Genomic DNA, 12,029 nt, shown 5'->3' with positions numbered 1-12,029 from the left:
TCAGGCCTCCTCGAATTTCGGCTCGAAGAAACCGAGCGCGCCCTTGCAGGGCCGGAATGGCAGGGGCCGAGCGTTGCGCAGGACGATGCCGAAGCGGCCGACAAACCAGGGGTCGTCGCTGCGCTCGACGCAGTCGACAATCTCGGCCTCGCCGACGATGCCGCCGCGATCAAATGCGTCAGGAAGATCGAGGGCGATCGGAGCGCCCGTCACAGGATGGCGGCCGCGCCATAGGTCGGCTCGCGCCCAGGTGTCGACCTTCTTCCCGGCATGGATCAGCACCGGCCCGCGGTAGTGGCAGCGCCAGTTGCGATTCTCGATCGCCTTGTGGCCGTTGACGATCAGCCAGGCCCAGGGCTGCATGATGGAGAGCGCCTTCATGCCGACACACTCCGGCCGAGCAATGCGCGGGCCTGATTGACGGCCGGGGCCATCTTGTCGATGAGCCAAGCTTCGATGACCTTCATGGAATAGAACTTGCCTCCCGGCAGGCTCTCCCACGCGTCGACCAGGCCGGCCAGCGCGGCGGCTTGGCCATTGTCGATCGACGGGGCAGGCGGCAGAGCATTGCAAACGTCGGCGACCATCATCGCCATGTTGGCTACGTCGGCGGCCTCTTCCGCAACGGCCTCGCTGAGCGGGCGCTCGCTGTGCGCGACGTGCCCCATCCAATCGATCGACGCGCGCCGGAGTTCTTCGGCTTCCTCCTCGACCCGCTCCGCGAGCGTATCGGGGCAATCGCCCTTCCAGCCCGACTTGTGATCGTTCGCCCGCAGCTCGCGTTCCATGAGAAGCGCGAACGACAGAACCTCCGGTCGGCAGTCTTTCAGGCCCAACGTGGTCATGTGGTGGTCCTTTCGCTGTGAGCGTGAGCGGGGAGCGCTAGACGCGCATCGGCATGAGCACGATGAGCAGGTCTGCTCCTTCGCGCGTCTGCAGGATGGTGGGGGAGCCGGGATCGGCGAGCCTGATCAGGACGGTGTCGCCGCCGAGGACGCCGAGGACCTCGCTGAGATAGCGGGCGTTGAAGCCGATCTCGATCGGGCTCGCCTCATACTCGCAATCGACCTCTTCAGTGGCCGAACCGGAATCCGGGTTGGTCACGGAGAGGACGACGCGGCCATCGCCGAAGGCGAGTTTCACGGCGCGGCCGCGCTCGCCGGAGATCGTGGCGACGCGGTCGGCGGCATCGGCCAGCGTCTTCGCCTCGGCCGTAGCGCGCTTGTAGTTCCCCATCGGGATGACGCGCTGATAGTCCGGATAGGTGCCGTCAATCAGCTTCGAGGTGAGCACCATTCCCTCGATCGTGACGCGGATCTTGGTGACGGAGAGCTCGACCGTGACATCCTGCTTTGCCTTGTCGAGCAGGCGGGCGATCTCGGCCACGGCCTTCCTCGGCACGATCACGTTCGGCATGCCGGCGGCATCCGCGGGCAGGGGACAGTGGATGCGCGCCAGGCGGTGACCGTCCGTCGCTACTGCGGTCAGGGTCTGCGCGCCGTCGTGCTCGCGCTGATGCAGAAAAATGCCGTTCAGGTAATAGAGCGTCTCCTCGGTCGAGATCGCGAATTGTGTCGCCGCGATCAGCCCTGCCAGAGCGGCCGCCGGCATGTCGAACCTGTGGCTCATCTCGCCGGTGGTGATGTCAGGGAAATCGCTGTCCGGCAGCGTCTGCAGGGTGAAGCGCGAGCGGCCCGATGTGAGACTGAGACTGGTCTCGTCCTTCGCCTCGATCGACACCTTCGCCTCGTCGGGCAGCTTGCGCACGATCTCGTAAATCCGGGCCGCCGACACCGTCAGGGCGCCGGGCGTTGCGACCTCGGCCGGTGCCGGGATGCGTAGTTCGATATCGAGATCCGTTCCCGTGACCGTCAGCGTATCGTCGGACGCGACCAGGCGCAGGTTGGAGAGGACCGGGATGGTATTGCGGCGCTCGACGATGCGCTGCGCCGGTTCGAGCGCCTTGAGCAGGGCGGCGCGGGCGATGGTGAGTTTCATGGGCGAGCGCCTCTGACTGAAGGAAAGGGGCGGGGCCTCGCGGCCCCGCCAGGTGGGAGGCTTGTCAGGCCTCGGGGGAGCCTTCGAAGGTCGGCAGTTCGGTCTTGTCGGCGACGGTGATCAGGTCATCGCGCACGCGCTCGGTGACGAACTGGTCCGGGCGGTACATCTGGTAGAACCAGACGATCTTCTGACCGCTCTTGCGGTAGCGCAGGCGCACCGGCAGGCTGATCTTCTCGCCCATGAAGAAGGGCGCGATCGCAAGCATGAACAGGCCGGGCACCTTCAGGGGTTTGCCATCGCTGTCCGTATGCGTTTCCTCGAAGGCGACTTGGGCCTCGCCGGTCGCGAGATTGACGATGTTCTTGACGACGCTGTCGACATTGACCTGCAGGCCGCGCGACAGCTGGATGAGCTGGGCCGGCGTTGCTACGGTCGTGCCGAAATCGCGCTCCAGCCAGATCCGCTCGGCATCGGTCGGGGCCGAGAGATCAGCGATGCGATCTTCGAGGAAGGCAGCAAACAGGCCCTGCTCCATCGGCTCGCCGTTCTGCGCGACCCAGGCCTTCCATTCCTCGGAGGCCGGGAAGCTGTAGGCCATCCGGTGTTTCAGATTTTCGGCGGCGCCCGCACTCTCCTTGTCGTGATAGTCGATCACAGCCTGGAAGCTTGGCGCCTTCCAGTTGGTGTCGGCGAACACGGCCGAATGAACGGTCTTGTGGCGGTTCGTCAGGTCGATGAAGGACTGCAGGGTCAGCGCCTTGGCCGTGCCGCGCTTTTCCGCCGGCTTAGTGCGGAAGGCTTCGATCAGGTGCCCGGCCGGTTTCGCTTCGCCGGTCCTCCGGTCGATCAGAACCGGGATCTGTGTAGGCAGGCCCGGGCCGAGATTTGGCACGGACACGTTGATGATCTCGGCAGAGAGGCTCTTCCGAGTCAGGTCGACAATGGCATTGATGCCCCTGTCGGAATTGGGGATGGCGCCTTCGAGGAAAGCCTCGGCGACGAGAGCTTCGGTGGCGGCGGGCTCGGTTTTGGCCATGGATCAGGTATCCTTGCTGGGGAGAGGGGCGGGGGTCAGGCGCCGGCGGCGGCAACGCCGCGCGGGCCGGCGAACATGTCGGTCTGCTGGGGATGCTCGGTGGAGAGCTCGCCCTCGTCGGTGACCCAGTAGAAGGACGAGCCGCGCGGCTTCTTCGGCAGGGTCTGGGCGATCTCCGCCTCGACGGTGACGGTGTTGTGCTCGACCTCGAGGTGAAGGACGAGCGCGACCTTTCCCTTGGCTTTCGCCTTGGGACGGTTGCCGCAAAGCTCCTTCAGGTGCTTCAGCGCGCCAGTGATCGCCGTGGAGAGTTCGGCGGAAACCTCGCCGCCCTCCAGCGAGCCAATGATGGTCTGCGCGTCGCGAATGCGTTTCATCGGCTCTCAGGCCTCCGTGAGAATGCGGCGCGCGCCAGTGCGGCTCGGCCTCGGGCTGGGGGATGGTCCGGCGCCGAAGCGCTCGGGCAGGTAGCGGCGCAGGCGCTCGCGGTATTCGTCGGCGGCCTTCGGCCAGGGCCAGACGGTGAGCTTGCCGGCGATGCGCGCAGGTTCGACGCCTTCAAGGCTCGGCCAGGGTTTGCTGCAGCGGCCGAGCAACTGCGCCTGTTCCGCAGCAAGCATCCGGATATCGTAGATGCGAACGATCTCGCGATAGGCAGGGGGGCAGCCTTCGCCCCAGCCGGCGGCCGCGAAATAGATCGCTTTGTCGAGCGTCCCTTTCAGCGACTTCTGCGCCTTCGTGACGATGTCGCCGAGGATATGGCCCTCGAAGAAGCGGACGCGTTCGACAAGCGCCTGCGCGATCGGCGTCGCAACGTCGCCGAGATAGGCCTCGTGCGCGTCATGCAACAGGAAGGCTGCTGCCGCCGCCCTGTCCTTCGTGGCGTGGAAGACGGCATCAGCACCGAGCGCGCAATGCTGGGCCACGGAATAGGGGCCGGAGCTGACATGGCCGGTGAAGCGGGCGATGCGCGCCAGCGCCTCGGGAACATCGACCTGAAAATCCACCTGGCGCCAGTCAGGGCGCAGCAGATCAAAGGCACGGCCCGATGCGGTCTGGAGCCAGGTCATTTCAGCCACCCCGCGAGCCAGGAGAAGCCGAGCACCGGCAGGACGACGAGCCAGATGATCCGCAGCACCAGCGTTATGAGGCCGATGACGAATACGGTCACGTCCGTCCCGGCCGCGAAGACCTCCGTAAGGGTGAGGGCGGCCGTCATCAGATCGCACCCGCGGTAACGCCGGCGATCAGGAGCGTGCTGGCGATGAAGAGACCGAGGGCGACGGCGTCGCGCGCCATATGACGGACGCTGTCGCGCCGGCTGCCGAGCCGTATCGGCTTTGGCGTCGGGCCGTTCTCGGCGCGGAACATCTGGAAGGCGATGACGCCATGGGCGAGCACGGTCTCGCCGGGCCAGCCCTTGTTCAGGAGGTCTGCGATGGTGACGACGGCTTCCGCGCCGCCGTCATGCACCATCTCCTGGATGTCCTCGACCATCCGCTTGCGGATGGCGCCCCGTGCCTGCATCTGGTGACGGGGAAAGGGCCAGATATAGCCGTCATCGACGGCTTTGCGGCTTTCGAGCCAGGCGCGGCCGATAGCTGGGGCAGGGGCTTGTGACAAAGCGGCCTCCATCGGGTGAGAGGTTCAGGCGACGACGTGAAGCGGGGGGAGTTGCGCCTGGCTCGCGCGCAGGGGCTGGAGCGTCGCGATCAGCGCGCCGTCCTGAATGGCGAAATCGGCGGCGGCTGGATCGAGGAAGGCATCGAGCAGCGGCGCGACATCCTCGCCCTGCAGCACTGCCGGCGTGGTGACGCTGACCCGAAGGACCTTGGAGTTCGGCGTGGTGATGAGCTTATGCCCGGCGCGCTGCTTCTCGACGCGGACAAGCTGGACGCGGCCGCGATCGGTGCCGAGACCGAGGCTGATGACGATGCGATCGGAAGGCTGCCAGTTCAGCGCTTCGGCAAGCTCCCGGGAGAGCGCGAAGGTGACACGGCGGCGGTCAAGGTTGCGACCGGAGCGGCCGACGATGATTCGCAGGCGCTTGCCGCGGACAACTGGGCCGGAACTGGGAAGGAGCGGGAGGAAGGCCATGATCAGGCCTCCTCGCGCACGATGGCGGAGGCGCTCCAGCGCGCGCCATCCCAGTAATGCCAGCCCGCCTTGCGGTTGGTCGCGGCTTCGGCGAGGCTGGCGAGTTGCTGGAGGGTGAAGAGATGGCCGTTGAACGCGATCCGGAGGCTGATCCGCTGATCATCCAGATGGAATTTCTGCTCGGCGCGTTCGCCGGCAAAATCTACGGCTATGGTGGCGCCGCTGCGTTCGAATTCCTGGATGATGTCGAGGGGCTGATCGACAGCAACATCCTGAAGCGCGTCCCCGCCGAAGCTGACCGGGTCTACCTCGCCGCGCTCCCGGCGAAACTCCGCATATTCCTGGAAGAGGCTCTCAGTCGTAGCCAGCGCAAGCCGTAGCTGCGCAAGGCGCCGGTCGTCGGAAAGATCGTTGCTCGATCGGTGTGCCAAGGCGGCCTCCATCGGGTTGATGGAGGTATTTATGCCGGTGTATTTTTACCCTGTCAATGGGGTAGGGTGTATTTGTGCCTCATCGCGCTTCTGCGGCGCTTTACCGCCTTGGCTTGCCGATTCGGGCAAATTCGATCTGCGGTGCGATCAGGACGGTGCGCTTGAACATGCCGCCAGGCGTATCGGTCTTGTGCTGTGTGTAGTTAAAACGAGCGCGCACGCGGCACTTGTTCGAATCTGCTTCCTTCGACGTTTCGCAGTTTTCGCGAAGGTAGGCGACGTCGGCAGCGGCCCCAAGCGGGGCGCGGCCGAACAGGGTCTCTATATGCCAAGCAAATCATTCATCGTCAGGACCTTGTGGCAGGTCTCGACATAGCGGCGATCGAACTCGATCTGCGCCGGCGGGTTGTATTGCTCCACGATGATCCTGTCGCCGGAGCGTTTCACCAGCTTCTTGATCCATGCCTCGGTAGGGCCGTCCTCGGTGTACTTTGCAACGATGACGACGGTGTCGCCGATCTGGCAGGGGCGGTGCGGGTGAATGATGCGCAGTTCGCCATGCGGATGCGCCGGATACATCGATTCGCCCTCGACATAGATGCCGTAAGCGTCCTTGACGTTCCGCAGCACTTCTGGCCGGACGACATAGTCGATGACGCCGCCCTCGAGGCGGAATGCGCCTTTCCCCAGGCTGCCAGCTGCTGTCCCCATCACCGGCAAATTCCTGCCGCCTGCCGAAATGGAACCTGGCGGGAAACGCAACTCGGACAAGCGGACATTCGACTTCGGGGGCTCGGTGGCTAATGGAGGCGGCGGCGGTGGTCCGTCACCATGCAACAGCTGATCCACGCTCGTTTCAAGAGCCGCCGCCAACTTCTCCAAGGTATCCGCACGCGGATGCAGGCTGCGTCCATTGAGGATGTTCTTGATCATATCCTTGCTGGCGCCGTCGCTGGCCTTCAGCGACGCCGCATAGGCGCTCAAATTCAGGTCAGCCAAGCGCTGGCGGATCCGGTCTGCGAGAGTGTTGGGCATGATGTAGGAATACATCATGCGCGGTCCCGCCGCATCGGGGTATGAATGCCTTGACATAGGTGTAATTATACCCCTATCCTTCAACGCATGTTGTTCACCGACCAACTCATGGCTGTCGCATCGGCCTATTGTTTGGCCAAGCAGGTGCCCCTCGCAAGGGTCTCCATGCATGCGGTTGGCGATCGGCGTCTGTTGCCGGGTCTGGTCGGTGCCAACTTGACCCTGACCCTCCGTCGCGCCGATCGCGCCCTCCAGTGGTTCTCGGATCACTGGCCGGACGGTGCCGACTGGCCCGCCTCCGTGCCACGGCCTTCGCCTTCTGCGGGGGCTTCATCATAAACCCGCTTCTCCGCCTTCGCCATCTGCACCAGCGCTGCGCCAAGTGCGCTGCGCGCCCGCGCTATCCGCTGCTGCCGGGTCTCTCCGGCCGTGGCCTTCGCCTGGTGATCCATGGGGTTCCGCCTCCGTGACCTGACCTAGCGACATTCGATCCAAACCGCCGTTTTCCCAACGAAAAAGCACAGGAGCTTTTTTCGTGAGCGATATCGCTTTGCCCGATGGGCTGATCACGCTGATCAAGACCGCCACCCGCGCTCTGGTTATGGCCTGTGCCGCACCTGGTTCGACCGGGCCCGAGCGTGTCGAGCAGATCACCGGCTTCTCTCGCGGCGCGATCTCGCGCTGGTGCGGCGATGCCTATCGCGACCAGATGCCGCTCGAAGTGGTGTTCATGCTCGAGAGCGCGATCGGCAAGCCGATCTTCTCGCGCATGCTGGCCTCGCTGACCGGCCACCGGCTGGAGCCGATCGCGGCCGGCGAAGCGGCCCAGGTCGATCTGATGACCGATGTCGTGCGCATCACCGGCAGCCATGCCCGGTTCCAGGCCGAAGCGGCCGAGGCGCTCGAAGACCAGAAGCTGACGCCCGGCGAGGTCAAGGGGCTGATGAAGAGCGCCATGACCCATATCGACAGCATGACGGCGCTGCTGAACCGGCTCGCTCCGCTGGCGGGGAACTGAGATGCAGCCCGGCTCGTTCAAGCCCGGTTCGCTCTCCGACCGCGTCCTGCGCATCATCCAGGCGGCCGGCGGCGCCAATCTTCACCAGGTCCAAATCCGCAGGGCCTGCCAGGACGAGGCCGAGCACAAATATCTCGGGCGCATTCTCGATCGGCTCGTCGTGCGCGGGCTGGTCAACGAGTCTCGGCAGGGCTTCTCCGCCATTGCCGGTCCGCGCCCCTATGTCTGCGAGCGCGATCCGGCTCCGGCTGTCTCCGAAATGCTCTCGCTGCATGTGCGGGCGATCATCGCCCGGGCTCATGTGCGCGCTGCGGACGGCGAGAGTGCTTTCGCGGCCGGTCTGCTCAGGCTGGCGTCTCGCCGTGTCCGTGTCCCGCATGTCGAGGCGGATCTTCTGGCACTGGCCGACCTCTTCGGCAGCGATGACGGCTTTTACCGCAATCTCGACCTCAGCCGGGTGGCGGCATGAGGCGGCGCTTCACCATCGAGCGTGTCGGCCGTCGCCGTCGCTCCGCTGCGCGCGGCATGGCCCGGATCGGCTTTCCGGCCGGGATCATCGCCGTGGTGCTCGGGCTGAAGCGCGAGACCGCAATCGCAATCGTTCAGGCGCGCCATGCGCCGGCCTCGCTCTGGAGCGCGGCCGAACAGGCGCTGTTCCGGGAGGGCAGGGGATGACGCTGAAAGAGATCATCGCCGAGCTGACCGGTCTTGCCGGAGAGCAGGCCGGCGCCGCCCATATTCTCGAAACCACCCGCTTCGAGCCAGAGCTGGATGCGCTGACGCCGGGCGCGATCGCCGATGCCCGCCGCAAGGCTCAGGCCTGTGCCGAGGCGATCAAGCTGCTGCAGCACCCACTGGTCACACATTTTCCAGGCCTACGCTGCGATGGGGCCAGGTCATGAGCGAGGCCTATCTCGCATTCCTGCGCGCCAAGACCTGCGTCGCGATGGCGCGCGGCATCGAGATCGCGGATAGCGAGATCAATCCGATCCTGCTGCCGCATCAGCGCATCATGGTGCGCTGGGCCCTCCGACTTGGTCGCGCCGGGCTGTTCGCCGCCTTCGGGCTGGGCAAGACCCTGATGCAGATCGAGTTCTGCCGGATCCTGGCCGCGCATTTCGGCGACCGTGCCCTGATCGTGATCCCGCTCGGCGTCCGGCAGGAGTTCTTCCGCGATGCCCGCGTTCTGGCGACGGGCGATCATCCCAAGGTCAGCGACGCCACCCGGACAGAGCTCAGGGCCTGGCTCGCCGATCGTCCGGAGCGCGTGCCGCATCTCACCTTCATCCGCTCGATCGACGAGGCCGGCGAGACCGGGCTCTACCTGACCAATTACGAGACTGTGCGCGACGGCAAGCTTGACCCGCGCCTGTTCGCGGCCGCGAGCCTGGACGAGGCCTCCTGCCTGCGCGGCTTTGGCGGCTCAAAAACCTTCCGCGAGTTCATGCGGCTGTTCGAGGGCATCGGCTTCAAGCTGGTCGCGACCGCGACGCCATCGCCGAACGAATATATCGAGCTGCTGGCCTATTCCGCCTTCCTCGAAGTGATGGATATCGGCGAGGCCAAGACCCGGTTCTTCAAGCGCAATAGCGAGAAGGCCGACCAGCTCACCATCCATCCACACAAGGAGCGCGAGTTCTGGCTCTGGGTGTCGAGCTGGGCCCTGTTCGTGCAGCGGCCGAGCGATCTCGGCTGCGACGATGCCGGCTATGACCTGCCGCCGCTGACCGTGACCTATCACACCGTCGCTTCCGACCTGGCCACCAAGGACCAGGAGCGCGACGGACAGGGCATCCTGATCGCCAATGCCGCGCTCGGCGTGGTCGGCGCCAGCAGGGAGAAGCGGTCGAGCCTGACCAGCCGCATCGGTAAGCTGCGCGAGATCCTCGATAGCGCGCCTGCCGATCACTTCCTGATCTGGCACGACCTCGAGGACGAGCGCCGGGCGATCGAGGCGGCGGTACCGGGCGTGCGCTCGGTCTACGGTTCGCAGGAGCTCGACGAGCGCGAGCGGACGATCATCGGCTTCAGCGATGGCGAGTTCCAGTATCTCGCGGCCAAGCCGGTGATCGCCGGCAGCGGCTGCAACTTCCAGCGCCACTGCCACAGGGCCGTGTTCCTCGGGATCGGCTTCAAGTTCAACGATTTCATCCAGGCCATTCACCGCATCCAGCGCTTCCAGCAGGAGAGGCCGGTCGAAATCCACATCATCTCGTCGGAGGGCGAGCAGGCGGTGCTGCGCACGCTCCTGACCAAGTGGAAGCAGCATCAGCACATGGTTGACCAGATGAGCCGGATCATCCGCGAATACGGATTGAACGAGCAGGCTCTCGCCACCTCGCTCGCCCGTTCGATCGGCGTTAGCCGAGTCGAGATCAGCGGCGCGAACCATCGCATCGTCAACAATGACACGGTGCTGGAATGCGCCGCGATGCCTGAGAACAGCGTCGACCTGATCGTGACCTCGATCCCGTTCTCAACGCAGTACGAGTACACACCGAGCTATAACGACTTCGGCCATACCGACAGCGACCCGCATTTCTGGGCTCAGATGGATTTCCTGACGCCGCAGCTGCTGCGCGCGCTCCAGCCCGGCCGCAACTGCGTGATCCACGTCAAGGACCGGATCATTCCGGGTGGGCTCACCGGGCTCGGCTTCCAGACCGTCTCCACCTTCCATTGCGACGCGATCCAGCATTTCCGCCGGCACGGCTTCGCCTTCCTCGGCATGAAAACCGTGACGACCGATGTCGTGCGCGAGAATAACCAGACCTATCGCCTGGGCTGGAGCGAGCAGTGCAAGGACGGCTCGAAGATGGGCGCCGGCCTGCCGGAATATCTGCTGATCTTCCGCAAGCCGCAGAGCGACCGCTCGGTCTCTTATGCCGACAAACGGGTGGCGAAGGACAAGAAGTTCTGGGTGCCGAACGGCGAGACTGATGAAGAGGTTCAGGCTCGTGCCGACGCGCTGGAGGTTGATGCGGCAGCTCTGGTTCTCGCTGATGTCCAGGAGCTGACAGAGACCCAAATGGTCGAGGGGCATTGGAAGAACCCGGACGGCTACAGCCGGGCGCGCTGGCAGATCGACGCGCATGGCTATCTCCGGTCATCCGGCGACCGCGCGCTGAAGCCCGCCGACCTGATGGGCGTGCCGGCAAGTCAGATCTACAAGATGTGGAAGCGCTTCAACCTCGAGGCGGTCTACGACTTCGAGTATCACGTCGCGATCGCCGAGGCGCTGGAAACGCGCGGGCGCCTGCCGCCGACCTTCATGCTGCTCCCGCCGCACTCGCCCGACGGGAACGTCTGGAGCGACGTGACGCGGATGCAGACCCTGAACGGGGCGCAGCACGCCAAGGGCAAGGAGATGCATCTCTGCCCGCTGCAATTCGACATCGTGGATCGTGTCATCGCGCAGATGTCGATGCCGGGCGAGACGGTGCTCGACCCGTTCGGGGGACTGATGACCGTGCCCTACCGGGCGATCCTGCTCGGCCGCAAGGGCATCGGCGTCGAACTCAATCCCGGATACTTCCTCGACGGCGCGCTGCATTGCGCCGCGGCCGAGGACAGGATCGCGGTGCCGAGCCTGTTCGATCTGCTCGACGCGGCCCGCGAGCCCGCGCTCCAGGCGGCGGAGTGAGCGGCGATGTTGGCCCTAGCTGAGCAGCAGGCGTTGCTGCGCCGCGAGTTGCTGTCGAAGATTGACCTCAATCGATTCGAGGCGCCGTTTGATCGCCCCAAGATGCCCCACGAATGGATCGCTGAGTGTTGCGTAATTTCGATACGCTGCATGGTGATCTTCTGGATTTTCTCTGCTCTCAACATGTTGAGAGAAGCTCATTGCGGCGTTCATGATGCTGTTGGCAAAGTCTCGAACTTGGTCGCTGACCTGCGGAAGCCCGTAGCTTTCGTTGCCCTTGCAAAGATCTGCCAGAATTTTCAGGTGTGGCTGAATGGGCTGCACGAGCTGCGACATGTTCGGCCCGTGCAATCGCCCGCCTTGATTGAGGCCGCGGCGGTCTATGCCAAAACTGACCCTGCGTTCTACCTCTTGAGTGCGGGCTTTCAGATCATCGCAAAAGTCCGCGGCCTCACGGATTTGATTCAAGCGCAAATCGAGTTCGTTTATCGCTCCGAGAGCTGCCTGTCGCCTCGCGATGTTGATCTGCGCTCGCAGGCCAAGCAGGGTCGCCGCCGCGACGATAGTCGCCAGGAGCGCCGCCGCGAACGACTGGTAACGGTTGAACCAGAACTCGGCGCAGCCGTTCGCTTTCTGGACCTCGGTCCAAACGTTGCTCCCTGCCGTGCACGCATTTGCTGCGGCGAACCAGAGATGGCCCACCGCAACGACAGTGAGAACCGCCGCGATCGCGCAGATCATCTCTCTGCTGGGCTTTTCCATCCCCGA

The 12,029-nt window shown here is 64.8% G+C and carries 18 protein-coding genes; 5 read left to right on the top strand and 13 right to left on the bottom strand.

What is annotated here, in order from left to right:
• From FG93_RS27310 to FG93_RS31500, 12 genes are all read right to left on the bottom strand, one after another.
• Complete coding sequence (locus FG93_RS27310) at positions 1–381, bottom strand: ASCH domain-containing protein (RefSeq protein WP_043241047.1); 381 nt, start codon at positions 379–381, stop codon at positions 1–3.
• Positions 378–845, bottom strand: coding sequence for a hypothetical protein (locus FG93_RS31510; RefSeq protein WP_152579664.1), 468 nt, complete (start codon positions 843–845; stop codon positions 378–380). Before FG93_RS31510 ends, FG93_RS27310 begins: the two co-directional genes overlap by 4 nt.
• Before the next feature lie 37 nt (positions 846–882).
• On the bottom strand, positions 883–1,998 hold the full coding sequence (gene dnaN, locus FG93_RS27300) for a DNA polymerase III subunit beta (RefSeq protein WP_043241044.1): 1,116 nt from the start codon (positions 1,996–1,998) through the stop codon (positions 883–885).
• A gap of 64 nt (positions 1,999–2,062) precedes the next feature.
• The gene (locus FG93_RS27295) at positions 2,063–3,037 is read right to left on the bottom strand and encodes a DUF2303 family protein (protein WP_081881942.1); all 975 of its coding nucleotides are present in this window, start codon (positions 3,035–3,037) and stop codon (positions 2,063–2,065) included.
• Positions 3,038–3,072: 35 nt separating this feature from the next.
• Positions 3,073–3,414 (bottom strand): hypothetical protein, encoded by a 342-nt coding sequence (locus FG93_RS27290; protein ID WP_043241042.1) that lies wholly within the window; start codon positions 3,412–3,414, stop codon positions 3,073–3,075.
• Between the two features lie 6 nt (positions 3,415–3,420).
• Positions 3,421–4,107, bottom strand: coding sequence for a hypothetical protein (locus FG93_RS31505; protein WP_052514274.1), 687 nt, complete (start codon positions 4,105–4,107; stop codon positions 3,421–3,423).
• Positions 4,104–4,256 carry a hypothetical protein gene (locus FG93_RS33075; RefSeq protein ID WP_161783901.1) on the bottom strand — a complete coding sequence of 51 codons (153 nt, stop codon included), beginning with the start codon at positions 4,254–4,256 and terminating at the stop codon, positions 4,104–4,106. The genes FG93_RS31505 and FG93_RS33075 overlap by 4 nt, the downstream gene beginning before the upstream one ends.
• Positions 4,256–4,660: a hypothetical protein gene (locus FG93_RS27280; protein WP_152579663.1), complete on the bottom strand. Its 405-nt coding sequence runs from the start codon at positions 4,658–4,660 to the stop codon at positions 4,256–4,258. Before FG93_RS27280 ends, FG93_RS33075 begins: the two co-directional genes overlap by 1 nt.
• Positions 4,661–4,684: 24 nt before the next feature.
• Positions 4,685–5,134, bottom strand: a complete 450-nt coding sequence (locus FG93_RS27275; protein WP_043241035.1) for a hypothetical protein — start codon at positions 5,132–5,134, stop codon at positions 4,685–4,687.
• 2 nt (positions 5,135–5,136) lie between these two features.
• Positions 5,137–5,565 carry a hypothetical protein gene (locus FG93_RS27270; protein WP_152579662.1) on the bottom strand — a complete coding sequence of 143 codons (429 nt, stop codon included), beginning with the start codon at positions 5,563–5,565 and terminating at the stop codon, positions 5,137–5,139.
• Positions 5,566–5,886: 321 nt separating this feature from the next.
• Positions 5,887–6,618 (bottom strand): XRE family transcriptional regulator, encoded by a 732-nt coding sequence (locus tag FG93_RS27265; protein WP_052514273.1) that lies wholly within the window; start codon positions 6,616–6,618, stop codon positions 5,887–5,889.
• Positions 6,619–6,866: 248 nt separating this feature from the next.
• Complete coding sequence (locus tag FG93_RS31500; RefSeq protein WP_052514272.1) at positions 6,867–7,052, bottom strand: hypothetical protein; 186 nt, start codon at positions 7,050–7,052, stop codon at positions 6,867–6,869.
• Positions 7,053–7,135: 83 nt separating this feature from the next.
• Here FG93_RS31500 and FG93_RS27255 point away from each other — a divergent pair, with 83 nt between their 5' ends.
• Genes FG93_RS27255 through FG93_RS27235 form a run of 5 tightly spaced genes read left to right on the top strand, consistent with a single transcriptional unit; the run spans position 7,136 to position 11,261 of the window.
• Positions 7,136–7,618, top strand: coding sequence for a phage regulatory CII family protein (locus FG93_RS27255; RefSeq protein ID WP_043241024.1), 483 nt, complete (start codon positions 7,136–7,138; stop codon positions 7,616–7,618).
• 1 nt (position 7,619) lies between these two features.
• Positions 7,620–8,087, top strand: coding sequence for a hypothetical protein (locus tag FG93_RS27250; protein ID WP_043241022.1), 468 nt, complete (start codon positions 7,620–7,622; stop codon positions 8,085–8,087).
• Complete coding sequence (locus FG93_RS27245) at positions 8,084–8,293, top strand: hypothetical protein (RefSeq protein WP_043241020.1); 210 nt, start codon at positions 8,084–8,086, stop codon at positions 8,291–8,293. The genes FG93_RS27250 and FG93_RS27245 overlap by 4 nt, the downstream gene beginning before the upstream one ends.
• Positions 8,290–8,520, top strand: coding sequence for a hypothetical protein (locus FG93_RS27240; RefSeq protein ID WP_043241017.1), 231 nt, complete (start codon positions 8,290–8,292; stop codon positions 8,518–8,520). Before FG93_RS27245 ends, FG93_RS27240 begins: the two co-directional genes overlap by 4 nt.
• The gene (locus FG93_RS27235) at positions 8,517–11,261 is read left to right on the top strand and encodes a DNA methyltransferase (protein WP_043241014.1); all 2,745 of its coding nucleotides are present in this window, start codon (positions 8,517–8,519) and stop codon (positions 11,259–11,261) included. The genes FG93_RS27240 and FG93_RS27235 overlap by 4 nt, the downstream gene beginning before the upstream one ends.
• 15 nt (positions 11,262–11,276) lie before the next feature.
• Here FG93_RS27235 and FG93_RS27230 read toward each other — a convergent pair whose 3' ends face one another.
• Complete coding sequence (locus FG93_RS27230; protein ID WP_043241011.1) at positions 11,277–12,023, bottom strand: hypothetical protein; 747 nt, start codon at positions 12,021–12,023, stop codon at positions 11,277–11,279.
• Between the last annotated feature and the right edge of the window lie 6 nt (positions 12,024–12,029).

It is taken from the genome of Allobosea sp. LC85, assembly GCF_000735605.1.
Lineage (GTDB): Bacteria > Pseudomonadota > Alphaproteobacteria > Rhizobiales > Beijerinckiaceae > Allobosea.
This window is presented reverse-complemented; position numbering and strand designations above follow the sequence as displayed.

Coding starts and splice junctions, on each gene's coding strand:
- FG93_RS27310 (WP_043241047.1), bottom strand. CDS start 381: ATGAAGGCGCTCTCCATCATGCAGCCCTGGGCCTGGCTGATCGTCAAC.
- FG93_RS31500 (WP_052514272.1), bottom strand. CDS start 7,052: ATGGATCACCAGGCGAAGGCCACGGCCGGAGAGACCCGGCAGCAGCGG.
- FG93_RS27265 (WP_052514273.1), bottom strand. CDS start 6,618: ATGATGTATTCCTACATCATGCCCAACACTCTCGCAGACCGGATCCGC.
- dnaN (WP_043241044.1), bottom strand. CDS start 1,998: ATGAAACTCACCATCGCCCGCGCCGCCCTGCTCAAGGCGCTCGAACCG.
- FG93_RS31510 (WP_152579664.1), bottom strand. CDS start 845: ATGACCACGTTGGGCCTGAAAGACTGCCGACCGGAGGTTCTGTCGTTC.
- FG93_RS27290 (WP_043241042.1), bottom strand. CDS start 3,414: ATGAAACGCATTCGCGACGCGCAGACCATCATTGGCTCGCTGGAGGGC.
- FG93_RS27275 (WP_043241035.1), bottom strand. CDS start 5,134: ATGGCCTTCCTCCCGCTCCTTCCCAGTTCCGGCCCAGTTGTCCGCGGC.
- FG93_RS27250 (WP_043241022.1), top strand. CDS start 7,620: ATGCAGCCCGGCTCGTTCAAGCCCGGTTCGCTCTCCGACCGCGTCCTG.
- FG93_RS33075 (WP_161783901.1), bottom strand. CDS start 4,256: ATGACGGCCGCCCTCACCCTTACGGAGGTCTTCGCGGCCGGGACGGAC.
- FG93_RS31505 (WP_052514274.1), bottom strand. CDS start 4,107: ATGACCTGGCTCCAGACCGCATCGGGCCGTGCCTTTGATCTGCTGCGC.
- FG93_RS27295 (WP_081881942.1), bottom strand. CDS start 3,037: ATGGCCAAAACCGAGCCCGCCGCCACCGAAGCTCTCGTCGCCGAGGCT.
- FG93_RS27240 (WP_043241017.1), top strand. CDS start 8,290: ATGACGCTGAAAGAGATCATCGCCGAGCTGACCGGTCTTGCCGGAGAG.
- FG93_RS27245 (WP_043241020.1), top strand. CDS start 8,084: ATGAGGCGGCGCTTCACCATCGAGCGTGTCGGCCGTCGCCGTCGCTCC.
- FG93_RS27230 (WP_043241011.1), bottom strand. CDS start 12,023: ATGGAAAAGCCCAGCAGAGAGATGATCTGCGCGATCGCGGCGGTTCTC.
- FG93_RS27235 (WP_043241014.1), top strand. CDS start 8,517: ATGAGCGAGGCCTATCTCGCATTCCTGCGCGCCAAGACCTGCGTCGCG.